This is a genomic window from Solibacillus sp. GQ1, assembly GCF_059758555.1.
The window spans coordinates 197,395-221,342 of sequence record NZ_JCAXEX010000003.1 but is presented as its reverse complement, the minus strand read 5'-3'; the positions used below and the strand labels follow the sequence as shown (position 1 = coordinate 221,342).

Here is a 23,948-nt window from a genome sequence, read left to right as displayed (position 1 = left end):
TTTTTTGGGGGCTAAATTTTATTGGCAGCAAACTTTTTCATCATCAGCTATATTATAGATAGGATTAATAGATAGGATGGATGTTATATGAAAAAACAAGTACACGTAGTTGGAGCTATTATCGAAAATGAAAAACAAGAAATTTACTGTGCACAACGGAGTCCTCAAATGTCATTACCAAACTATTGGGAGTTTCCAGGCGGAAAGATCGAAAAAGATGAAACACCACAGCAAGCGTTAAAGCGCGAGATTTTAGAAGAATTTACATGTGAAATAGCTGTAGGCGATAAAGTTGAAGATACAACTTATGATTACGGTACGTTTATCGTTCGTCTTGAAACATATATGGCTAAAATTGTGAATGGAACACCGGTTGCTTTAGAGCATTCAGATACGAAGTGGGTAAAGCGTGCATCACTTAATGAACTCGATTTTGCACCAGCAGATATTCCAGCCGTTGAAAAGTTATTAAAATAAGTATTTAAAGGTGGTGCTTTTATGGAGCAGTTAGTTAAAAAACTTGAAGCCTCTTTACATAAAGGGTTTATCGATCAAACAAAGGCCGTCTCCTCACAGTTTAAGCCAAAGCTATTATCCAATAAAGCACATGAAAATGTCCTTTCGACACTTTTACAAGAAATGAAGACATGTAAAACGTTCACTTTTTCTGTGGCATTTATTACTGAAGGTGGATTAGCGACAATTAAAACGATGCTATATGACCTTGAGAAAAAAGGCATTCGTGGTCGTATATTAACGTCTACCTTTTTAAGCTTTAATCAGCCAAAAATGTTTAAAGAATTGCTCAAATTAACGAATGTTGAAGTTCGCGTTACTGATGTGAAAGGCTTCCACTCTAAAGGCTATATTTTCGAGCATGATCAGCATTATTCATTAATTGTTGGAAGCTCTAACTTAACGGATAGTGCACTAAAAGCAAACTTTGAATGGAATGTTTATTTAACATCCCTTGAAAATGGTGAAGTGATCAACCATTTTAAAAATCAGTTTGAACAGCAATGGAATAGTGCAATCCCTTTAAGTGAAGAGTGGATTGCACACTATCAAATCAATTATGAGAAGCCAGAATTCAATAATAAAGTAGCCTCTCCACCTTTATATGTAACGAACCCATTAAAAGAGAGTTTAAAAATACAGCCTAATAAAATGCAAACTGCCGCGCTTGAGCAGTTAAAGCTCCTTCGCCAAAGTGGTGCAAACCGTGGACTCATCATTTCAGCGACTGGGACAGGGAAAACTTATTTATCTGCGTTTGATGTTCGAAATGCTGCACCAAAACGCATGCTATTTATTGTTCACCGTGAGCAAATTTTGAAGAAGGCGATGCAAGATTTCCGCAATATTTTACTAGGTGATCCGCAAGACTATGGGATTTTATCAGGTAACACAAAAGATTTAAATGCACGTTATTTATTTGCAACGGTCCAGACTATTTCACGTGACCCTTACTTACAACAATTCGCTAAAGATCATTTCGACTACATTTTAATTGATGAAGTTCACCGAGCAGGGGCCGAATCGTATTTAAGGATTATGGATTACTTTGAACCTCAATTTTTATTAGGGATGACAGCAACACCAGAACGTACAGATAACTTCAATATTTATGAACTATTTGATTATAATGTGGCCTATGAAATTCGCCTTCAAGCAGCATTAGAAGAAGATATGCTCTGCCCCTTCCACTATTTTGGTGTGACGGACTATGAGCTTGATGGTGAACTCATCGATGAAACAGCAGACTTACAAAAGTTAATTCATCGGGAGCGAATCGATCATATTATTGAAAAAATTTCGTATTACGGCTTTTCTGGGGATCGTGTTCGTGGATTAATGTTTTGCAGTACGAAGGAAGAAGCCCATACTCTATCCAACTTACTGAATATGCGCGGATATAAAACGACTGCATTGACTGGAGATCACTCTCAAGAAGAACGTGAAGAAGCGATTGTTAAATTAGAAAATGGTGAGCTGGAATATATTTTGACGGTAGATATTTTTAACGAAGGTATTGATATTCCTTTCATTAACCAAATTGTCATGCTTCGCCAAACACAATCTAGTATCATTTTCATTCAGCAGCTTGGTCGAGGATTACGGAAACATATTGTGAAGGAATATGTAACGATCATTGATTTTATCGGCAACTATAAAAATAACTACTTAATTCCGATCGCCCTATCCGGTGACAAGTCGATGAACAAAGATAATGTTCGCCGCAACACGGTTAATACAGATTATATTCAAGGGGTTTCAACGATTAACTTTGAAGAGATTGCGAAAAAGCAAATTTTTGATGCGATAAATAACGCGAATTTATCCACATTAAAAATGTTAAGAGATAGCTATTCTGGGCTTAAAAATCGGATTGGACGTATTCCATTGCTTAAAGATTTTATTGAACAAAATTCTTTAGATCCCGAAGTCATTATTAGCTACACCCCTACCTATTATGACTTTTTAATGAAGATGAAAGAAGGTATCCCTTCAATTACCGATTACGAAAAATCCGTCTTATCATTCATTGGAAAGGACTTTTTATCAGGGAAAAGAATTCATGAAATTTTATTGTTGCAACTTCTTTTAGAAGAAGAATCTATTTCAGAGCAAAGCTATATTACAGCATTGCAAGCTCGAAATGCGTATATTCATAAAGGTACAATTGAAGGCATCGAAAATGTGTTTTCTTTAAACTTTTTCGTAGAAGCTGACAACAAAAAATTCGGAAATAAACCTTTAATTATTAAATCAAATTCATGCTATATGTTTAATGAGGAATTGCAACTTTCACTTCGAGATAAAAATTTCAAACAGTACTTCGTTGATTTACTTGAATGTGCATTTATGAAAAATAAACAATTCAATAATCACGAGCCATTTAAACTATATGAAAAGTACTCGCGCCGTGAAGTATGTCGCTTACTAGATTGGGAAAAGAACGAGGAAGGTACATTAAATGGTGGTCGTCCGAAAAATGGGGATTTCCCTATTTTCGTAAACTATCATAAAAACGATGAGAACGATCTTGAAACAAACTATATGGATGAATTTTTATCAGACGATACATTTAAATGGTGTTCAACAAAAAATCGATATATTGATAAATCAAAGGAAATGCAAATCCTTATTCATTCTGTTGAAAATGGGACAAACGTTTATCTGTTTGTAAAAAAAGACAATGGTGAAGGTAAAGATTTCTATTACCTTGGTCGATGTGCTGTGAATCCAAGTTCTGCAAAGCCAGAAAGAATTTTAGATAAAGGAAAATATTATCCTGTCGTTACAATGGAGATGGTTCTCGAACAACCAATTCAATACGACATCTACCACTATTTAGTAGAAGAATAAAATAAAGCAAGGTGTAGCCCAAGTTTTGGTCACACCTTGCTTTTTCTATTGATTATTCATTGCCTCTAAATATCTCCCGCTTATGCCACTTGAAATATTTCTTATTCTCTTCTACTCTTGCAACGCGCATTTTCTCATGAATCCCGTATTTCACATAATCCATCTGTTCAATTTCAGAGGATATATGGATTTTCCCCGTTCCATCAAACGCGATATAGCCTTGGTCATATAACGCATCATGGTTATGACATAGTAGAATACCGTTGTATGGATCAAGTCGTTCATCATTTGTTGCATCTTTCCAAGGTTTTGAATGACTTGCGCGTAATAATCCAGGTAGCGAGATGCCGCATAGCGCACATTGATTGTCCCATAACGGCATCAGTTGCTTTCTAAATTTTTGCTGGCCTTTACGGATTTTCACCTTTGCTTCCGCTTCAGTTTCGATTAATACTGGTGCCAGCGTATTACGTTCCTTTTGCGCTATCAGACCAATAGCAAATTCCAGCTGCTCCTCATTTTCCTCATAAATATTCGCATCACTCATAAGCTCAAGTAGTTTGATTGCGAGCATTTCATTACAAGGATACAAAAAGCCTTGGTTGCCGTCACCATTATGTTGGAACGGTGAATACTTGACCGGGAGCAGTGGCTCGATTTCTTCAAAATGTTCTTTTATCGAAACTGGAAAATGTAGTTCCTCGTACACCGCCGGGAATTGATGCCCCACTTCACCTGATTGATCAAAAGGATTCACGCCTTCCCCACAATCTTCCTGAGCAGTACTGATCGCAACGATTTCTCCTTTGACACAGTGAAAAATCGCATCGCCCTTCTTTACTTCCTTCATCCGCTCCCAAGAATGTGGTGTTTGTCCACTATTATCTAAAATTGAGCACCATACGACCTGCTTTTCCTTCGCCTCATCGTATGTACGCCCTTGCATTACGATATAAAAATTCATACGTACACCTTCGCTTCTCTTCTTTGCTTTCTTTTAGTTTACCATTTCTTTTTTCTTATCATAACTAACATGCCTTATAAATAAATCTCACTTCCATAGTATCGTCTCCAAATTCTCCATGAAATTAAATTTAAATTTTTCTGCTCCAAAATTTCGACTCTCGAAAAGCTCCCAAAAAATGTTATAATCCGAGTAAGAATCATTTTCACTACTATTACAACCAGTTGCACTCAGTTTTGAGTTGTTTAACAGAAAGGACTAGAAATGCTAGCAAGATTTTTTACGTATTATAAGCCGCATAAGCGATTGTTCATTATCGACTTCTCGTGTGCGGTATTTGTGGCCGTTTTGGAATTGCTGTTCCCGATGGCTGTGCAATGGTTTATCGATGATCTGCTCCCGACAAACGATTGGGGCATGATTACGAAAATCAGTGCGCTTCTTTTACTGACGTATATTTTAAGTACGGGCATGAACTTTGTCGTGAACTATTTGGGGCATAAACTCGGGGTCAATATCGAAACCGATATGCGCCAGCAACTGTTCAATCATGTGCAGCGTCAGCCTTATACGTTTTTCGATAATATGAAAACAGGTCATTTAATGAGTCGTATTACGAATGACTTATTCGATATCGGGGAGTTTGCGCATCATGGTCCGGAAGATTTGTTCATCGCAATGATGACCTTCATCGGGGCGTTTACAATTATGTTCAACATTAACGCGACCCTTGCGACGATTATTCTGATATTCGTTCCGTTTTTAATTGCAGTTATGTATTGGAGCAATAGACGAATGAAAAAAGGCTGGAGCGTTATGTACACTGAAATTGCGAACGTCAATGGCCGTGTGGAAGACAGCTTCTCCGGTATTCGCGTCGTGAAATCATTTACAAATGAAGAATTCGAAACGAACCGCTTCAAAGACCAAAATGCTCTTTTCCGTAAAGCGAAAATCTATGCCTATAAAGTAATGGCTGGTACGCATTCAAGCATTTACTTTTTAACACGTCTATTGACATTGCTCGTGCTTGTTGTTGGCGCTTGGCTTTCATTTAACGACAATCTATCAGCCGGGGAGTTTGCAAGCTTCATTTTATTTACGAATGTATTAATTAGACCAATCGATAAGATCAGTGCATTACTTGAGATGTATCCAAAAGGAATGGCCGGCTTTAAACGTTTCTGCGATCTGCTTGACCAGGAGCCGACGATTGTCGACCGCCCAAATGCAATTGATGTGGACCAATTAAACGGCGATATCGAATTTAAAAACGTGGACTTCAAATATGCGGACAGCAAGCAAGTTCTGAACAATCTATCGTTCAAGGTGGAAGCAGGAAAAACGGTTGCCTTTGTCGGCCCGTCCGGTTCAGGGAAAACGACGATCAGTGCACTAATCCCCCGCTTTTACGATATTACGGATGGTGCGATTACAATTGACGGTTATGATATCCGCGATTTAACACAGCAGTCGCTCCGCAAGCAAATCGGTACAGTACAGCAGGATGTATTTTTATTTACAGGTACTATCCGTGAAAATATCGAATATGGTAAATTAGGTGCGAGCTTCGAGGATATTAAAGCAGCGGCCGAGCAGGCGAACTTGCTGGAATTTATCGAGAATTTACCGGATGGCTTTGAGACGGAAATCGGTGAACGTGGTCTGAAATTATCGGGCGGACAAAAACAGCGTCTTGCAATTGCGCGAATGTTCCTGAAAAACCCGCCAATTTTAATTTTGGATGAGGCAACATCTGCCTTAGATACAGCGACTGAGCGGATTATCCAGCAGTCGTTGAATGATTTGGCGAAAAACCGGACGACATTGATCATTGCGCACCGTTTAGCGACAATTCGCGATGCGGACTATATTTTCGTTGTCACACCAAATGGCATTGAAGAGCAAGGCACATATGAAGAGCTTGTCGCAAAAGGCGGTATTTTTGCAGGGCTTCATCATGCATAAAGATTAAAAGAAAGATGAGGTGGATGATTGCGGTCATTCACCTTTTTTTCACCAAAATGGAGGGGGTTTTTTAATGAGTATTCCAGTAATTGATTTACATTGTGATGCATTGTGGCGTATGCAGCAGGACGGTCACCGGTTTAACGATGGTCTGCTTGATGTAAATGCCGATAAACTTCGCGCAGGTAATGTGATGGCACAGGCGTTTGCGGTTTATGTTTACCCTACTTTAACATTGGAGGAAAAACGGACTGCGGCTTTTAGGCAAATTGCGCATTTTCAGAATGAAGTGCTAAGCGAACAAGTTGTGCATGTGAAGAAATGGACGGATTTTGAGAAGCTTCAGCCGGGACAAACAGGCGCTTTTTTAACAATTGAAGGCGTTGATTTTTTCGGTGGCGACATTGATTTTTGGCATCAGTTCCGTGAGCTTGGCGTGTTGTCGATCGGGCTTACATGGAATTACTCAAACGAAGCGGCAGACGGTTTACATAGTACATCACAGATTGGCGTTACACCGTTTGGCAAAGAAATCATCAAGCTGAATAATGAACATCGCCTTTTCACCGATGTTACCCATCTACATGAACGAAGCTTTTGGGATGTAATCGAGCATGCCGATTATGTGATCGCTTCTCATTCGAATGCAATGGCGGTCTGCAATCATGAGCGAAACTTGAATGATGCTCAAATAAAAGCAATGATAGAAAAAAATGCGCCGATTCATGTTGTGTATTATCCTGAATTTATAAACGGCACAAGCACAGCGAGCATGACCGACTTGATTCGTCATATTGACTATATTTGCTCACTTGGAGGGAAGCATTTGATTGGGCTTGGATCTGATTTTGATGGAATCGATGCGAAGATTCCCCATCTTGAACATTCTGGAATGCAACAAAACTTAGTTAATGAGCTGTTAAAGAATTACAGTGAACAGGACGTGCGTGGATTTGCGGCTGCGAATTTTTTGAAGCATTTGCCGAAGTAGTGTGTAGTATCGGTTCCTCTATCATTTCATGCTATACTAAAGAAACTTATGAATGAGAGGACGTTTTACTATGAACGGCAAAAATCGAAGCGATGTCTTTCCTGGCTTGGAAGTTGATATTGTACTAAAAAAAGACCAGCGTACAGGCAAAACAACACGCGGTATCGTAAAGGATTTACTGACAAACAGCAGCTCCCATCCCCACGGCATTAAAGTGCGGTTGGCTGATGGACAAATTGGACGTGTTTGTCAGACTTATCCAAAGTAAGTATCAAAGCAAAACTATTCCCCTACCTACATTTTAGGCGGGGGATTTTCTGTTACTGCAATCCCTTCAACATCACATCGGATATTATAAAATCTCAAAATTAATGGGTGTGTATTTTTGCTCGTAAGAATCAAGTTTTCCAACCTTCTTTTGCCTAGCCTTCTATCAAACATTGCAAATGCCTGTATCATTATATTTTCGGAAGTTAACGCTTCTTCAATGGACAATGAACTATATTCCATAAAGGGCGCATAAAAGTGATAACTGCTGAAAATATTTTGGTGAATCATCATTTCTTCTGATTTATCTGATGCTTTTACCAGCGCTTGCCGCTCAGGAGATTGAAACATCTCGTCCCAATTCGGATTGAATGGAATTCCTTTTAAATTCTCTTCCTCTTTTATTTTCCGGTATGTTTCTTCATGTCTTATTTGATAAGTAACATCCGAAGCACTGATAAGTTCTTTTTTATCAAATGTAATCCATACCCTGCTTGGGTCATCATGAAATTTCCGGTAGACAGTTGCATATATTTTAATTCTTCCTTGTAACTTTTCACATATAAAACCTTCAAGTGTTGATTTAGTTTTACTCCATTTAATAATCGATCAGCCTTTCTAAAAATTAGTAATTGCTTCAAATGGGGTTCCGAAGTTCTCCACTTCTAGCAAGGTATTTAAATTTTCTGGTAAGAATTTCAACAACGAAAATTGCCATCATAATAGTTGCGATTGATAAACACTCGATTTTTGAGTCTGTTCAAACTTCTTTAAGTTCGTTAATAAGACAAGATAACCGATTGGCGGGGTTACAATACAGAAAAAATATAATGTTTTTTTCTTTAAGTACCAAGGTGTTGTCGTTTCCATTACTCATCTTCCTTCTAATTACTATATGTGTTCATGTTCAACGTGGCCGTATAATTCAAAGTCATCTATCACTACTTTGCCGATACTTCTACTATTTTCATAAATAGCCCCTATCGTATGTTTTTAAGTTTTTATTCTAACATCTATGTCTAACTGTTTATCTAATAAATGAAAAGACGCTTTTCTTATTTCAGAAAGCGCCCTTAAAAAAAATCAACTTTAAATAGCTAGCTCCAAATTATTGATTCAATTCAATCACAATAGGATCTAGTTCTATTTCTATATGACCTTTTCCAAAATTAAGACTAGCAATTTCAATGGGCTGGATAATCAATTGGCTTGCACCTTCTTGAATTGTTCCAAATTCAGTAGTCCCCTTAAATGTCTTACCGTTATCGTGAGACATACCCCCACCACCAAGCTCATCTAAATACACATGTCCAAGGTCGTCTGATACTCTAAATACAGGTGTCACACTTTCCCAAGATTTCAGCAATTCATCCGTCACCACTTGTTCATAGGAAATAATTGTTGATACTGGCGTATATTCAACTGATTGGAGCGTGAATAGTACGTCTTCATTTTGCACGGTTTCGTTCAGAAGTGCTACGTTTCCTTCTAAACGTTCTAGAGAAAAGGCAAAGGACCAATCACCTTCTATTTCTGCACCTTCATTATCTCTTATTATTGTTGGCTCCCATTTTACCTGGACCGTTTCTGGGTGTTGAGCATCTTTGAAAAATGGTGTAATAGTATCAATACCAACATAACGTGTGTCAGTAATTCTCTTTATTTCACGTGAACCACTCCCCCCCATTGAATCTTCCACATTAAATGAGTGGTGAGAAAGTGTACTACTTTCATCACCAAATGGTCGCTCAGTTTCTATGGCGTAGGATACGGTAATATTCGTTCCATCATAAACAGCATTTTCTATCATCACCGTCGTACCATTGCTCGTTTCAATAAGTCCCACATCAGTAGAAAAGTTTTCAAAGTTAGTAGAACGTTCATCATCCGTAAAGTAACTTATAATATTATCCATAAACGGAATCTGCGATGCAATTGTAGGAAAGGCGAAGCCAGTTGTGATCGTTGCACTTAGCACGATGATGGATGCAACCGCAATATTTCGCAAAATAGGTGCTCTTTTAGGTTTCTTTAATACATGTTGTTTGACACGAGCTTTTTCCATCTCGGACACTTCGACCAAATCGAGATGATCGATATCCAATTCTGTCCATTTTTTCAGACTCATAAAAATCGCTCCTTTAATTTTGTATTGGTAGCTAATATTTTTTTCCCTCGATATAAGCGATTATCAACAGCAGCTTTGGAAAGACTTAAATTTTCAGCGATTTCGTTATTGGATAGCTCCAAATAATATTTCATGATAAAGATATCCCGGTCAATTTCTGCTAATTGACTAATAGCTAGTAATATTTCATTTTTATCCTCACGTTGTAAAATAAATCGATCCGTCTGTAGACTGCTGGTTTTTTGTTCAAGCAGCACATCGGATTGTTCTCGAGCAATTTGTTTTTCTGTTTGGCGATATCGGTCAATTGCTTTATATTTTGTGATGATGCCAATCCACTTCTTAAAATCTTCAGCATTTCCTTGAAATTGATGTGCGTTTTGCCAAACTGTTAAGAAAACATCATTGATACACTCATCAATATCCTGTCTTTTCATATTGCATAAGATTTTCGTAGCAATCGTTTTGACAAGTGGCATATAGGCATCAATAATATATTCGAGTGCATCTTCTTTTCGTTTTTTTAATCGCTTAATAAAGTTGGTTGATGAACTATTCATTTACTTCGCTCCCTATGTTATTGAAAAAGCTTTTTCATAACGTACAACGAAAGCTAATCCTATTTATTCTCAAAATATTTATTTATGTAAAGTTAATTCTTTCAGTTGATTATAATCTACAAATAAAAAACGCGTTCCTGTATTTTTGCAGAAACGCGTCACTTTATTTTAGAAATTACAGATCTATCAGGTCGGCATCCGATACCCCATAAATTTGATTTTTGACATTACACAAGAAGTTGATATTCCCATCAAATAACCATATTTCCCGTCGAAAACGACCATTTCCCTTTTAATTACGCTAATACTGTTGAAACCCTTAGATTACTTTATTACACTAGGTTACGAAAAGTAATCAATGAGGGTGTGACCTACATAACTGTAGATCACTTTATTTTTCACCATATAGCTTACTTTTAATAAGTAATTTACAAAAAGTTATTAGGGGGAATTTTTTATGACGAAACAACAATGGGCATCATTACTTGTACGAGTAGTGTTTGGTTTTATGTTCTTTTACCACGGATTTGTTAAGTTTCAAGGTGGGATCGAGAATACAGCAGGTTACTTCGAGTCACTTGGTTTAATGAGTAGTCTTGCATTTGTAGTAGCAATTATTGAATTAGTCGGAGGTTTATTATTAATTCTTGGACTTGGTACTCGAGTAGTCGGCGTTCTATTTGCAGTGATTATGATCGGTGCAATCTTCACAGCTAAACTATCACTTGGATTATTTGGTGACGGTACTTACGCTGGATATGAATTAGAGGTTGTATACGTAGCTCTAGGTATTTATTTCATGTTCGCTGATCGTTCTCCATTATCACTTGATACTAAATTAATGAACAAAGCGGATTAATAATAAACATAGAAAAGGAGCAAAAGATGTCCATAACAAGACTCTCTTGCTCCTTTTTCATTTCTTTAAGATAAAAGTGTTTACAATATGGTCCTAAACCATTTGCATTTCTTCTATACAAATCCTATCAATTCCTTGAAGTAGGGTCACTGATTGGGTTGGAGGACTCTGGAATTCGATCATATACGGTTGTATCAATTTCGTAAATTGAGCCATCAGCCAGACCTTTGAAAACTGCCATTAAAGGCTGCGTAACCGTTTCCTTCAACATACCAGACTGCTTTTGCCCTAAAGTTTGACTCTGGCCTTTAATTTCAATCAGCATAATTGATGAATCGTTTAATGCAAACGCACCAAGAGCCGTGCCCGGTAAATTTACATTAGGATATTTTTGAACAGCTCCAAAATGTGAGTTTCCTTTTTGAAGTGAAAGTGCCGAGAAAGCATTTACTTGTTTTGCAAGTGTAAGGACATCTTCATCAACTTCATACTGCTTCCCAGTAAATGGATCTGTATAGGGCTCTGCTACCACTGCTGCAAATTGCACCGGAACCGAGCGATTATCCTCATCAGATACTGTATTGAAACCGCGGTGATGAACATCTACATAAACATCCGGTTGGAATTCTTGGAATACTCTTGTGACTGTGCGTGCTTCTGCTGTCACATAGAAGCCGCCATATCTACTGTTATTTGTTGTTCTTGAGTTTAAGAACGTAGCCACTTTGTCTAGTTCTTGATTTTCTACTCTAAAATCAAGATTCGGATTGTAATCCCTGTTCTGATCATACCCCGGGATTCCGTATACTACGCGACCCTCATTATTCTGTGCTCTCTCACTACCATCTTTATTGTAGTACCATGGAGCAACAGTGTTCGTTGGCAACCCAATGTTTTCCGGCAGCCAAGTCTGGTGTGTATAGCGAGTCGGATACCACCTACCCTCATACTGGTTGTCTGCTCCTTCTGGGTTAATGCGCGGCATGATCCAGATTGATACATTATCTAAAATTTCCTTAATTTCCTTCCCGTTTGATGAAAGCTTCTGCATAATATCAATCGCAGCTTCGGCACCAATTTGCTCATTTCCATGAATCTGAGCAGTAATTAAAATACGTTTCTTATTCGGATCGTTATCTCCAAATTTGGCTAAATAGATTGGTTCACCTTTTTCGGCTTCCGTTTGATAGCCATCTGGCGAGAGATTTGAATAACCGGCAATTTCAAGCTTCATCTTTCCATTTGCAGATCGTTCAAGATTTTGAAGCTTCTTTGCTAATTCCTCATTTGACATATAACTTGATAGTGATATATTTTGATTGTCCTCGATGTAAGGTCCGTTTGGTGTTGATTGCGGAGTTGCAAAGGCAACAGAAGAAACACCTAATGTCAGAGCCAATGCAGTTGGTAAAATAGCGTTTGAAAATTTCTTTTTCATAAAATCCCTCCATTATATTGTCCTATTCTAACTACCGATTACACTGTCAACATTATCTTTGAGTATCCAGCGTATCCCAGAAACTGATATCTGCACTTTCAATTGAACCGTCTGCTATTGCTTGAACAGCGGCATCAAGTGTTGTAATCGTTTGTTTGATTAAGTAACCATTACTTTTTTGACCAATCACTGCCGATTCATTAAAATGATCGGACATTCCGCGCATTTCAAAAAGGAGCGTCGCGATATCATACTGAACTGCGGCGCCATTACGGCCGATATTCTCACCATTGCCGCCATTATATTTGGCTAAATGGCCCCATCCAGTAGAATCAACAGCATTAAATACAACAGCTCCCAATTTTTTCGATTTCTCTAATACTTCCGGCTTCACTTTATCATTCGTAGGATAAAGCATAGATCCTGACACTAATTTCCCGTCTCGTCTTGCCTGAGTACCTTGGTGATGCAGGTCTATCATGTAGTCAATATCATACTTTTGTAAGACATTTTTATGAAGAGCCTGAGTTTCCGGATGCACTTTATCAACATGATCACGATTTAAGTCTGCCCCTACCGCATTGTATCGAGTTAGATTTCGGCCTCCGTCAGCGATATAATCATCAAGAGAAAAGTCGACATCTCCCATTGCACCATCTGCATTTAACATTGGCACAATAAGAATATTGACCTTATCAAGAACACCCTTTGTTTTACCTGTGCCAAGATGCTTGATAAATTCCAATGCACCTTCTGTAGTTAATTGTTCATTACCGTGCTGTTGTGTCAAAAATAGGATTGTCGGGTTGTTAGGATTTGTAATATATTTCGCCATGTAAATATCTCGTTTTTTTACAGTCTGACCGATTACTTCAAGCTGCATAGCATCTTGTTTCGCGTCTTGCTTTTTAAGATAATTTACCATTTCATCGTAAGTATATAGGATTGACGTTTGAATCGATTCATTTCCACCATAGTTCGGTCCTTCACCTACAGCATAGGCAGTTAATGAAGCTGGTGTAACAGCTCCCAGTGCCAAAATACCAGTTAAGGATAGTGCTAACGCTTTCTTTTTCATAAGACCCCTCCATTACTTTAATTTTCATAATTATTAAAATAATAATTCATACTATAAGAATATCCACCAATTCGATATTGGTATATAGAGGGAATCTATCAATTTAATTGCATCAAACATAGAACATTTGTTTTAATTTACCAATAATGGTGTATATTATTTTACTCACTATTTCGCTGTTCTTTTCAAGTTTTTATAGAGTAAAAGTCACTAAACCCTTTTGTATAGAAATTAAAAATGCGCAAAAAGCTGAGCTGCTTTTTGCGCATGATTTTACAGTTTCACTTCAAATATAGCTTCTGTTTTTTCCTGCACTTCTTCTAGCGTCATCCCATCCTGAAGCTCCACTAGCTGCATCTTGCCATCTTGAAAATCAAAGACCGCCATATCGGTAATTAACCGGTGAACGACACTTTTGCCTGTCAACGGCAATGAGCATTCACGTTTTACTTTGGACTCACCGTATTTGTTCGTATGTTCCATAATGACGATGACCTTTTTTGCGCCGACAACTAAGTCCATCGCCCCGCCCATTCCTTTCACTACTTTTCCAGGAATCATCCAGTTGGCCAAGTCCCCCTCTTCAGAAACTTCCATTCCACCGAGAATAGCCAAATCAATATGTCCGCCACGAATCATTGCAAAGCTTTCCGCGCTATCAAAAAACGTCGCGCCCACTTTTGCTGTGACCGTTTCCTTCCCTGCATTGATCAGATCGGCATCGACTTCTGCATCTGTCGGGTACGGCCCAATTCCAAGGAGCCCGTTTTCCGACTGCAGCATCACATTATAATGTTCCGGAATTTCATTTGCGATCAAAGTTGGCATACCGATACCTAAGTTCACATACGTTCCGTCCTGAATTTCCTTCACTGCGCGTTGGATAATTTTCATGCGTTGGTCCATCATGCTTCCCCCCTTACAGTACGGCGTTCAATGCGCTTTTCAAATGATGGGCTGTGGACGATATGCTGCACATAAATGCCCGGCAGATGAATTTCGTCCGGATCCAGTTCGCCCGTTTCAACAAGCTGCTCCACCTCGACAATCGTCACTTTACCTGCTGTTGCACATAGCGGGTTAAAGTTGCGCGATGTTTTACGGAATACAAGATTTCCGGAGCGATCGGCCTTCCATGCTTTCACAAGTGCAAAGTCCCCTGTAATCGCGCGTTCCAACAAGTATGTTTTGCCGTCGAATTCCTTCGTCTCTTTCCCCTCTGCGATTGGCGTCCCGACCCCTGTTGCCGTGTAAAATCCTGGTATGCCCGCTCCCCCAGCGCGAATACGTTCCGCTAATGTGCCTTGTGGTGTCAGTTCCACTTCAAGCTCGCCGTTTAAAAATTGCTGTTCAAATGTTTTATTTTCCCCTACATAGGATGCGATGACTTTTTTGATTTGCTTGTCCTGCAAAAGAACACCAAGACCGAAATCATCGACACCACAGTTATTGCTGACAACCGTCAGATTTTTTGTTCCTTTATCTTTTACCGCCTGAATTAGATTTTCTGGAATACCGCATAACCCGAAGCCCCCCACCAATAATACAGCTCCATCGTCTATTGCCTGAATCGCCTGTTGTACAGAAGCTACTACTTTGTCCATGTCCTTATCCCCTTTCACATCCATACAAAATATTCTACAAAAAGACGAGATTCCCTTTAAAAATCTGTTTTTCTATTGGCGGTTTGGCAATTTGTCGTGCGTGTATTTTTTAATAAATTTCGAAATGTTCTAATATATTTTTATTTTAAGTCCACGCTTTGTTCTAATATCCTCGCTTCATTTTCGAAAATCCCCCATCGTTGTTCTAATAACCCCTTCAATTGTTCTAATAAATTCCTGCTCCCGCCCCCACACAAAAAAGCCAAACCGCCCAAAAGAACAGTCTGACTCTCCATTTTAATTTTGTTTTTCATGCGGTGCCTGATAAATTCCAATTTCTTTTGTATTCGGGTCGCGAACAATGCGCTGATCGTCTTGTAACGGAATAATATCCGGATCATCCACATCACCGCTGCGGCCAAAATCTCCTGCAACACTTGTATTCGGTAATGCTTCATATTTTTTCTCAGGCTCAAATGGTACAGGTCGTTCATCCATTACCTCTTTGTTAATGAGGTTCGATGGATTGGACCGGTTTGTAATCCATTCATCGAGTGTATGGCCTGTCCAAACTTCTTCATCAAATGGGTCGGTACCTGTTATGAGCAGTTTACCGCCATCTTCAATTATTTTTTCGTATTCAAGTCGCTTATTTTCCGGTAAACCGAGGCGGCGAAGTTTTTCTTCAATCGGCGATTCTTTCGTTAATGCTGTTTTCACTATACTGCGGACTCCATTTGTTGTAATAAGTGACACTTGCTGATCACGTTCGATGGAGTGAAATTCGTCTACATCCTTTGTTAAAACATAAATATGTGTACCTTCCAATTCATTGTCCGGTCTACGTAATTCCTGGAGTTTTTCTAGCAATTCCTGTTTCGTATAGGCAACATCAATTTTCTGTTTCGGCTCATCAAAAAACATTTGCATCCCTCCATTAAATTATTCGTAAGTACCTTTTCCCCATCTCACCCATACAAAACTTATTTTAAAATAGTTTGCAGACGATAAACTCCTGCGGTATTCCGTTTCAAAATTGGTTCCGTACTGATATTCTGCTTTCGATAAACCGCGAATATCTAGTGCCTTGTATATCGTAACTGTTGCTAGTGTATTTTTCATGACTGTTCTTTCCGGCGTAATCACACATCGTAAACGCGCACCTAAATTAGAAGAAATGGCAATATAAAAATAGCGAAATCCCGTTCCACAGCTAATAAAACTTTGGAACGGGATTTTTTCTCTTATATCAAGTTAGTGTTTCAATTTTTTCATAAATTTCTTTCAGCATAATATCATAACGATTCCCGTTTAAATAAAAATTACAAACATAGATACCACTTTTTCTCTCTGCCAATTTATTCCCTACCGGAATTTCATTATGTAAATAAAGCGTTGAATGTGAACCGTTTATAAGATTTTGAAAATGCAGTGTATCATACGTTATATTTTCCTTCGTAAAAGCAAAATGCCCTTTCGCTGCATCATAATAAACGATCGGAATGAGTGCTTCCTCGTAAATCTTAATATATTCATCCCGGGAAGCTTGTCCAAATACTGTTGGCGTAATAAAAAGTGCATCAAATTGTAAAGTTGAATCCGTAACCACTTCTTCAATTGCTTCGAATGTAATTTCTACAATTTCTATATTGGTATTGTACTGATCTTGGAACTCCCCTAAAACAGCAATTTTTAGCGGCATCCCCTCATACGCGACTATTTCCTCCGAACACCCTGCTAATAATAGAAGCCCGAGCAGAAATAATACTTTTTTCATGTATATCTCATCCTTTCTTAGATGAATTGTATACTAGGTTGCTGTCAATCCTTCCAAATTATTCGTCAGGGAATAATTAAAGGAGCTGCCAACATTATGCGGCACCCCCTTCTGCTTTTTACAAATATAAAAAATGCACAAGGAAATCACTGTTTCCCCATGCATTCAATCCTATTATTGACCAAATTCCGTTACGAATTCAGAAAGCTCTTTACGTACTCTTACATTTGGCACATTATCGTAATAGCCAAACTGGAACATCGAAATGACACGTTCATGTGGCTTTGCGTTTAATGCTTCGCGGAATTTCGGATTGTCTAAGAAGCCTGGTGTTTTCCAGCAAGTACCGATGCCTTTTTCCCATGCTAGTAGTTGCACATTTTGTAAATAGCAAGCTGCCGCAGCATAGTCTTCTAATCTTTCTTTTTGACGAACATCTTCTGTTACAAGCACAAATGCGTATGCACCGGCCAATGTAAATTTTTTCATTTGTATCTCAAGCGCATCTTCTGAAAGCTCCTGCCATTTCGGAACTGCAAGGTCTCGAAGCAGTTCATGTACTTTTGGCAGTTGTTCCTCTGTACCTACTACAATACGCCATGGCTGACGGTTGCCGTGATTCGGTGCCCATTTTGCATCATCCAAAATTTCCATTACTGCCTTTTTGTCAACTTGCTGTCCGTTAAACAGTTTAATCGAACGGCGTTGTAATACTGCGTCTCTTACTGATAAAGTCATCGCCAAATCCTCCTTCAATTACTACTATTACATTAGCATGAATGATCTCTATTTAACATATTACATTGAGGGAATTCTATTAAAAAGGTTCATTATAAGGCAGGTTACCACAATTCTGTTAAGTAACGTATTAAACAAGCGGAAAAACTCTGCTTATTTCACCACTCTCTCTTCCCATAAAGACATTCAAAACTCATCTTCAATATGGTAATAGTAATACTGCATGTTTGGAGTATAGGCAGTGGAATCTTCATACGTATAGATGCGGTCGCTGCTGTTCGATGTATGTGCATTAACATACGGAACCCCCTGCTCAATTCGCGTCACAATTGTACTGTGATCTATCCGACCATCCCCTGTAAAATCGTAAAAAATTAGATCCCCAAGCTGCAGTTCACTTGGCGAGCTTACCCTAGTCGCGCGTAAGCCTTGCGTGGACGTTTCCAAATACCAGCGAAGAGAATGTGCAACAGACCAGCTATAACTCCAGCGCTCCGGTTGTCCGATCATCCACCAGCCTTGCCCACGGTTCGGTGCCCCACGCATTGGAGCCCCTCCAGCACGTAAACATTGGGAAATAAAGTTCGTACAGTCATCCCGAAATACCGGATATTCAGGATTAAAGCTGTCCCACCATCTATTTGCATAAGCCACAGCAGCCATCCGATTATAAGTAGGCAACAATCTTCTCCTTTTTTCACAGCGTATGTCGAGTACTTTGTAATTATGAAAGTGTTGTGAATGTAGAGCAAAAATCCCCTGTTTTTGTAAATCTTTGATACAATTATTTTATTGAAATTATGAAACGGTTAGGGGGAATTATGATGACACAACATGCAGAAAGGGAAATTTTTCTTCCGATAGCCCTTTGCGATAAAAAAGGTAACTTAAATCCGGAAGCAATCGGTTTTGCACGTAGACCTATTATCGACAGTAATTTGTCAGGGCATTTTATGCGCAAGAAAAAATGGAATTACTGGTGTGTATATGGTGAGGAGATTTTATTTTCCGCGACAATCAGTCATATGGATTATGCGGCTGTATGCTTTGTTTATTTCCTCGAATATGAGACACAACGTTACTTTGAAAAAACAATTTTAATTCCGCTTGGGGCAAAAGTAAAGATGCCGACACAAGTGCTGGAAACAATACAATATAAAAATTCTGAAATGTCCATTCAACTTACATACTTCAACCGCGAGACCCATTTAACAGTAACCGCGCCTGATTTTGACGGTGATCCTTTGCATGCAGAGCTCACAATTGCACACCCGAAAGACGATGACTCCCTTAATGTAGTCATTCCATGGAATCGCCGGACATTCCAATTCACGGCGAAACATCATACGTTGCCAACTTCGGGAACGGTAAAAATCGGGAACCGCACCTTTACGTTTACACCGGAAGAAAGCTTTGCTGTACTCGATTACGGACGTGGTGTATGGCCTCGGGAAGCAACATGGAACTGGGGCATGGCATCGCAGCGCGTTCGTGGTCAGCGGATTGGTTTAAATTTTGGCGGTAAATGGACAGATGGAACAGGCATGACCGAAAATGCCATTTTTATCGACGGTCAAATGATGAAAATTCATGAAGATGTTCTGTTTCACTATGATCGCACCAATTTCATGCATCCGTGGACGATCAAAACGAAATTCAGCGGACGCGTCAACCTAACTTTCACACCATTTTTTGAACGTGTAGCAGAAACGAATGCGAAACTTATCGTTTCCTCTGTTCATCAGATGGTCGGTTATTACGATGGATTTATTCAGCTCGACGATGGCAAAACACTGCATATCCAGCAAATGCTTGGCTGCATTGAAGAACATGTTGCAAAGTGGTAACACTTTAGGGGGAAAATTTAATGACAGCTCAAGATTTTAAGCAGGAACAACAGCGTCTGCACGAAACAATCCATTATATGGACCAGATTTTAAATAGCTCGAAAAAAGATATTGAAACGGCACAGGAAAATATCCGTACTGCGATGGCCAATGTGGAATATTTGGACTCCAGTGACAGCTTCCTGAATATTTTAATGAATACACGTTTTTTCGAGCTTGCCCGTAATCAAAAAGAAGGGTTGGAAGCGATTCGGCAAAAACCGTATTTTGCACGAATCCATTTCCAACGTGAAAACGAAAATGAGGAGTTTCTTTATATCGGAAAGACTTCACTTTTCCATAGTGAGACCCATGAACCGATTATCGTTGACTGGCGCTCCCCTGTCGCAAACGTTTATTACGATGGCCGACTTGGTGATATTTCTTATGATGTCCGGGATGAAACACATTCCGGTCATTTGTTTGCCAAGCGCCAATATAAAATTGAAAACGGCGAGCTGATCAATTATCGGGACGTCGATTTAACAACAAATGATGAGCTCCTCCAGGAAGCACTCGAAGGAAAAGCCGATGTCCGGTTAACGGAAATTGTCTCCACTATCCAAAAAGAACAAAATGAAATTATTCGTGCACATCTGCGCCAGCCGATTCTTGTACAAGGTGCGGCAGGTTCAGGTAAAACAACAATTGCCCTCCACCGGATTTCGTATTTCCTTTATACGATGGGCGAGCATTTCAATCCAGAACAGTTGATGATTCTTGCACCAAACCGGTTATTTATCGATTATATTGCTGATGTATTACCGGAGCTTGGCGTCGATAAAATTTGCCAGACAACATATGCACAATATGTACTTGATGCACTGAACCTAAAATTAAAACTTCAAAATCCGAATGAACAACTCGAGCAGCTCATCGCAAACCCTTCCGTACAGCAAGAGTATGCCATGATTTCGAAAACAAAAGGCAGTCCATTTTACGAGCTCATGATGAACCGCTATATCGAGCACTATGAACAGCAATTTGCAGCATTGTTTGATGATGTATTCATTGAAAAATACCGCATTATGAAAGGCGAGCATTTACGAAAGCTGTTTTTGGTAGAATTTCATTATATGCCTGTAGAAAAGCGGCTTGAACGTATTAAAAAGGTTATTCAAACAGAGGTAAAGCGGAAAACCGCAGCTGTGCTCACGACATTGAATACGCGCTATGAAGATGCAATTGGCCGTGCGCTAAATGGCATGCGCGACGCAGAGAAACGCCGTCGTACAGTAACAAAACTGATTGATGAACGGGATGCCCGCGTTCCAAAAATTAGACAGGAAGCAAAATCCGTTGCAACAGTCTATATGAAAAAATTCCAGAAAGTAAAAGTGAAACAGATGTACCGTGAGCTTTTGACGAATCGTGAGTTATTAGGTGAAGTTGCACCTGAATGGCCGTTGGAAGAAGTGGCGCATTTTATAAAAGCACATCAGAAAGAACGTTGGGTACTGGAGGATTTGGCTGCCCTTTACTTTTTGCAGGCAAAGATCAAAGGTATTGATGAGAAGTGGAAAATGCGCGTCGTGTTTATCGATGAAGTACAGGATTACAGCTATTTTCAGCTTGCTGCACTAAAAGCGGGCCTTGAAACGGATATGTTTACAATGGTTGGCGATCTCGCTCAAGGAATCCATAGCTACCGGTCCCTGACAGAGTGGCAGCCTGTACTTTCTCTTTTCCCGCGCGCAACGTATGCAACACTTCAAAAAAGCTACCGAACAACAATTGAAATTATGGATGTTGCCAATGAAATCCTGATGCAGATGGATGAGGATTTACCTCTTGTTGAACCTGTTGTCCGTCATGGAAAAGAGCCTGAATTTATCGTCGCGGAAGAGTTTGATCCCGATATTATTCAAGACGTGCTTGTAAAAATCCGCGACAATCAGCATCATTCCATTGCGCTTATTTGCAAGACAACACATGAAGCCGTTCAGTTAATCGGACAGCTTGAAAACTCCGATGTCCCTGCTCAGTTACTCGATGAGAATTCAGCAATTGATCAGCAAAAACTTCTCGTCATCCCAAGTCACTTGGCAAAAGGGTTAGAGTTTGATGCGGTTATTCTTACGTCATTTGACACACCGTATGATGACAACCCTCTTGACCGGAAACTGCTATATGTAGCCTTAACCCGTGCCATGCATGAGCTTTATTTGATTGGCCCTTCGAAAGAGGCTTTTTTAATGAAGTGAACGAGGTATTAACTTAAAAGCACCAATCGCAGTCATTCAATGCGATTGGTGCTTTACTTTTAATATTGCGTTTATAAGTGCCTTTACCTTACCAACTCTTTAATCAGCCTTGCGGATGCATAGCAAATTTCACCATTATTCAGTGTAATAGATCTTTCTTTTGAATCAATGTTTGTTATCTTACTTTTATTCACAATAAAAGATTTATGGCAGCGGTAAAGATCGGGATGCAGCCCTTCATAATTTTTTAAACGACCGTAAAATTCAATATATTCATTTTCCAAATGCAATATCACTTTATGCGAATCCGAAGATGCTTCGAAAAAGTAAATATTTTGGAAATCAATATTATAAGTGCGTCCCGTAGTTTTGATTTGCAGTTTTTGAACGCTTTCTTGTTCGCCTAATTTTAAATAGCGTCGATGAGCTTCTTTTAAAGTGGATAGTATCTTTTCCTTTAACGTATCCGAATTGTCTTTAATAATAAAATCCAGTGCTGCTAGTTTATAAATAAACGTAAGAAAGCTCATTTCTGCATGTGTTGTAATATACACTAGGTTGGCAATAGGATCCTCTTCCCGAATTTTACTTCCTAATGTAATTCCAGTAATTTCGTCTTTTAAATCTATATCCAAAAAATAACAATCTGCCTTTTCGTTTTCTAAAAAGGATAAAACATCATGTGGATTAGTAGTTGCAAGTACTACTTTCATACCGTTATCTTCCATCATGGCGAAGTTCTCAATTATTACTTTCGTTCTGTCCAATTGAAATCGATCATCTTCACAAATAACTATATTCATCTAATCTACCCCTTTTTAAACTCCATTTCCTGAATAAAATAAGGCGGGCTAATTTTTGTGTTTAAACTAACATTTTGTAAATTGTTTTTCATTTGACGTAAATTGGCCAAGCCTAGGCCTCGATTTTCTCCCTTTGTTGAAAAGCCTTCTTGGTAAATTTCATGTACTTTTATATTTTCTGATTCATCAAATTTGTTAGTTACGACTAATAAAATCGCATCTTTCATATGAATAAAGGCTGCACGTACTTCTCCATCTTCAGTTTCTCGTGCTGCTTCGATTGCATTGTCCAGCAAAATCCCTACCATACGGTTTAAAATAATTGGATCTACCGGGATTTCAGTGATTTCTTCCACAACCTCAATATGAAACGGAACTTGGTGGGTTTGAGCTTGTAAAATTTTTGTCGTTAATAACCCTTTTAAACTATTGATTTTCAGGTTATTTAATACCATCATCGAGTGCTGATTTAACTGTTCCTGTTGACTCGCTTCTAATATGTGGTCGTAAAAGTATGTATGGAGACCATCATAGTTTTTATCATCAATAAATGTACGTAAAGAAGATAAAATATTGACGTAATCATGTTTAAACTTGCGCATATCCTGATTAATTTGTTCAAGTGACGCAACATAGGATTCGAAGTTATTTATTTCGTGTTCTCGTTGCTCCATTTTGAATTGTTTAAACGCTAGAAAGACAATGGTAAAAATACTGATTGTCAGTAATGCTAGATAAATTAAAAACATTACCAAATTATCCTAGACGCTCTCATTAAAATTCCCATGATCAATTTTCATAATATTGATATACATAAACACTATTGCAACAACACCAAGGAACACGAGAATATAGGAGACATAACGGTGGAATACCCATTGATTAATCAAATTTGCAATGCGTTTATAACAGAAAGCAAAAAGAATGCCCAATAGGATGAATAATGATATATGGCTGAAAAAAGTCAGTTTTTCATTGCCTATTCCACCAAGCAGATGGAAAGTCACTACACTTGAAATATTATCCGTAATAACTAAAAAAATAAGGGCTGCTAACGCATGGAAAATATGGATAACTACTTTGGTTTTCCGATAAATCATCCATGTCAAAATAGCTAAATAGTATAAAATCGATACAGCACCAATAAATTGAAACAATATAGAAGTTGGTAAAAATATAATTAATACAATTGTTAGTAATTGCTTTTTTGACCATGACAAGTCTAATACATATGTGTTAAAAAATAGTAGCATCAAATATTGAACAAGAAAAATTATGATCACTTCAATAGTTAGTCCGTCCACTCATTTACAC

25 protein-coding genes are annotated in these 23,948 nt (G+C 38.6%); 8 read left to right on the top strand and 17 right to left on the bottom strand.

Annotated elements, in window-relative coordinates:
- The first annotated feature begins 87 nt into the window (after positions 1 to 87).
- Together AC6CH1_RS15320 and AC6CH1_RS15315 are read left to right on the top strand one after the other, a co-directional pair.
- Complete coding sequence (locus tag AC6CH1_RS15320) at positions 88 to 477, top strand: (deoxy)nucleoside triphosphate pyrophosphohydrolase (RefSeq protein WP_498318338.1); 390 nt, start codon at positions 88 to 90, stop codon at positions 475 to 477.
- A gap of 21 nt (positions 478 to 498) precedes the next feature.
- Complete coding sequence (locus tag AC6CH1_RS15315; RefSeq protein WP_498318337.1) at positions 499 to 3,369, top strand: DEAD/DEAH box helicase; 2,871 nt, start codon at positions 499 to 501, stop codon at positions 3,367 to 3,369.
- 52 nt (positions 3,370 to 3,421) lie between these two features.
- On the opposite strand, the gene AC6CH1_RS15310 is transcribed toward AC6CH1_RS15315, so the two are convergent.
- Complete coding sequence (locus AC6CH1_RS15310) at positions 3,422 to 4,333, bottom strand: HNH endonuclease (RefSeq protein WP_498318335.1); 912 nt, start codon at positions 4,331 to 4,333, stop codon at positions 3,422 to 3,424.
- 264 nt (positions 4,334 to 4,597) lie between these two features.
- Here AC6CH1_RS15310 and AC6CH1_RS15305 point away from each other — a divergent pair, with 264 nt between their 5' ends.
- The 3 genes from AC6CH1_RS15305 to AC6CH1_RS15295 all read left to right on the top strand — a co-directional run bounded on the left by AC6CH1_RS15305 (position 4,598) and on the right by AC6CH1_RS15295 (position 7,560).
- Positions 4,598 to 6,301: an ABC transporter ATP-binding protein gene (locus AC6CH1_RS15305; protein WP_427711984.1), complete on the top strand. Its 1,704-nt coding sequence runs from the start codon at positions 4,598 to 4,600 to the stop codon at positions 6,299 to 6,301.
- A gap of 73 nt (positions 6,302 to 6,374) precedes the next feature.
- Complete coding sequence (locus tag AC6CH1_RS15300; protein ID WP_498318332.1) at positions 6,375 to 7,292, top strand: dipeptidase; 918 nt, start codon at positions 6,375 to 6,377, stop codon at positions 7,290 to 7,292.
- 70 nt (positions 7,293 to 7,362) lie between these two features.
- A complete protein-coding gene (locus AC6CH1_RS15295; RefSeq protein ID WP_251690640.1) occupies positions 7,363 to 7,560 on the top strand; it encodes a YwbE family protein in 198 nt (65 codons plus the stop codon).
- Between the two features lie 26 nt (positions 7,561 to 7,586).
- Here AC6CH1_RS15295 and AC6CH1_RS15290 read toward each other — a convergent pair whose 3' ends face one another.
- The 4 genes from AC6CH1_RS15290 to AC6CH1_RS15275 all read right to left on the bottom strand — a co-directional run bounded on the left by AC6CH1_RS15290 (position 7,587) and on the right by AC6CH1_RS15275 (position 10,247).
- Positions 7,587 to 8,162 (bottom strand): SF0329 family protein, encoded by a 576-nt coding sequence (locus tag AC6CH1_RS15290; protein WP_498318353.1) that lies wholly within the window; start codon positions 8,160 to 8,162, stop codon positions 7,587 to 7,589.
- A 114-nt stretch (positions 8,163 to 8,276) separates the two neighbouring features.
- Complete coding sequence (locus AC6CH1_RS15285; RefSeq protein ID WP_498318330.1) at positions 8,277 to 8,429, bottom strand: hypothetical protein; 153 nt, start codon at positions 8,427 to 8,429, stop codon at positions 8,277 to 8,279.
- A 238-nt stretch (positions 8,430 to 8,667) separates the two neighbouring features.
- A complete protein-coding gene (locus AC6CH1_RS15280) occupies positions 8,668 to 9,687 on the bottom strand; it encodes a DUF4179 domain-containing protein (RefSeq protein ID WP_498318328.1) in 1,020 nt (339 codons plus the stop codon).
- Positions 9,684 to 10,247, bottom strand: coding sequence for a sigma-70 family RNA polymerase sigma factor (locus AC6CH1_RS15275; RefSeq protein WP_498318327.1), 564 nt, complete (start codon positions 10,245 to 10,247; stop codon positions 9,684 to 9,686). Before AC6CH1_RS15275 ends, AC6CH1_RS15280 begins: the two co-directional genes overlap by 4 nt.
- A 457-nt stretch (positions 10,248 to 10,704) precedes the next feature.
- Here AC6CH1_RS15275 and AC6CH1_RS15270 point away from each other — a divergent pair, with 457 nt between their 5' ends.
- Positions 10,705 to 11,106 (top strand): DoxX family protein, encoded by a 402-nt coding sequence (locus tag AC6CH1_RS15270; RefSeq protein ID WP_498318326.1) that lies wholly within the window; start codon positions 10,705 to 10,707, stop codon positions 11,104 to 11,106.
- Positions 11,107 to 11,233: 127 nt separating this feature from the next.
- Here AC6CH1_RS15270 and AC6CH1_RS15265 read toward each other — a convergent pair whose 3' ends face one another.
- The 9 genes from AC6CH1_RS15265 to AC6CH1_RS15225 form a co-directional block, all read right to left on the bottom strand.
- On the bottom strand, positions 11,234 to 12,544 hold the full coding sequence (locus AC6CH1_RS15265) for a M14 family zinc carboxypeptidase (RefSeq protein ID WP_498318324.1): 1,311 nt from the start codon (positions 12,542 to 12,544) through the stop codon (positions 11,234 to 11,236).
- Between the two features lie 52 nt (positions 12,545 to 12,596).
- The gene (locus AC6CH1_RS15260; protein ID WP_251690633.1) at positions 12,597 to 13,622 is read right to left on the bottom strand and encodes a M14 family zinc carboxypeptidase; all 1,026 of its coding nucleotides are present in this window, start codon (positions 13,620 to 13,622) and stop codon (positions 12,597 to 12,599) included.
- A 273-nt stretch (positions 13,623 to 13,895) separates the two neighbouring features.
- Complete coding sequence (locus AC6CH1_RS15255; RefSeq protein WP_435368084.1) at positions 13,896 to 14,528, bottom strand: 3-oxoacid CoA-transferase subunit B; 633 nt, start codon at positions 14,526 to 14,528, stop codon at positions 13,896 to 13,898.
- Positions 14,528 to 15,226, bottom strand: coding sequence for a CoA transferase subunit A (locus tag AC6CH1_RS15250; RefSeq protein ID WP_498318323.1), 699 nt, complete (start codon positions 15,224 to 15,226; stop codon positions 14,528 to 14,530). Before AC6CH1_RS15250 ends, AC6CH1_RS15255 begins: the two co-directional genes overlap by 1 nt.
- 297 nt (positions 15,227 to 15,523) lie before the next feature.
- Positions 15,524 to 16,150 (bottom strand): YflT domain-containing protein, encoded by a 627-nt coding sequence (locus tag AC6CH1_RS15245; protein WP_498318322.1) that lies wholly within the window; start codon positions 16,148 to 16,150, stop codon positions 15,524 to 15,526.
- Between the two features lie 18 nt (positions 16,151 to 16,168).
- Entirely contained in the window at positions 16,169 to 16,348 is a 180-nt protein-coding gene (locus AC6CH1_RS15240; protein ID WP_498318320.1) for a hypothetical protein, read from the bottom strand.
- A gap of 127 nt (positions 16,349 to 16,475) precedes the next feature.
- Positions 16,476 to 17,003, bottom strand: a complete 528-nt coding sequence (locus AC6CH1_RS15235) for a hypothetical protein (RefSeq protein WP_498318318.1) — start codon at positions 17,001 to 17,003, stop codon at positions 16,476 to 16,478.
- A 174-nt stretch (positions 17,004 to 17,177) separates the two neighbouring features.
- Entirely contained in the window at positions 17,178 to 17,741 is a 564-nt protein-coding gene (locus tag AC6CH1_RS15230; RefSeq protein WP_498318317.1) for a nitroreductase family protein, read from the bottom strand.
- Between the two features lie 186 nt (positions 17,742 to 17,927).
- Positions 17,928 to 18,425: an amidase domain-containing protein gene (locus AC6CH1_RS15225; RefSeq protein ID WP_427711967.1), complete on the bottom strand. Its 498-nt coding sequence runs from the start codon at positions 18,423 to 18,425 to the stop codon at positions 17,928 to 17,930.
- A gap of 140 nt (positions 18,426 to 18,565) precedes the next feature.
- On the opposite strand from AC6CH1_RS15225, the gene AC6CH1_RS15220 reads away from it, so the two are divergent.
- Together AC6CH1_RS15220 and helD are read left to right on the top strand one after the other, a co-directional pair.
- Positions 18,566 to 19,588, top strand: a complete 1,023-nt coding sequence (locus tag AC6CH1_RS15220) for a DUF2804 domain-containing protein (RefSeq protein WP_251690626.1) — start codon at positions 18,566 to 18,568, stop codon at positions 19,586 to 19,588.
- A gap of 20 nt (positions 19,589 to 19,608) precedes the next feature.
- The gene (gene helD, locus AC6CH1_RS15215) at positions 19,609 to 21,831 is read left to right on the top strand and encodes an RNA polymerase recycling motor HelD (RefSeq protein WP_498318316.1); all 2,223 of its coding nucleotides are present in this window, start codon (positions 19,609 to 19,611) and stop codon (positions 21,829 to 21,831) included.
- A gap of 83 nt (positions 21,832 to 21,914) precedes the next feature.
- On the opposite strand, the gene AC6CH1_RS15210 is transcribed toward helD, so the two are convergent.
- From AC6CH1_RS15210 to AC6CH1_RS15200, 3 genes are read right to left on the bottom strand one after another with little or no spacing between them, the layout of a single operon-like run.
- The gene (locus AC6CH1_RS15210; protein ID WP_498318315.1) at positions 21,915 to 22,634 is read right to left on the bottom strand and encodes a LytR/AlgR family response regulator transcription factor; all 720 of its coding nucleotides are present in this window, start codon (positions 22,632 to 22,634) and stop codon (positions 21,915 to 21,917) included.
- 5 nt (positions 22,635 to 22,639) lie between these two features.
- Complete coding sequence (locus AC6CH1_RS15205; protein WP_498318313.1) at positions 22,640 to 23,383, bottom strand: sensor histidine kinase; 744 nt, start codon at positions 23,381 to 23,383, stop codon at positions 22,640 to 22,642.
- Between the two features lie 12 nt (positions 23,384 to 23,395).
- A complete protein-coding gene (locus tag AC6CH1_RS15200) occupies positions 23,396 to 23,938 on the bottom strand; it encodes a hypothetical protein (RefSeq protein WP_498318312.1) in 543 nt (180 codons plus the stop codon).
- Positions 23,939 to 23,948: the final 10 nt, after the last annotated feature.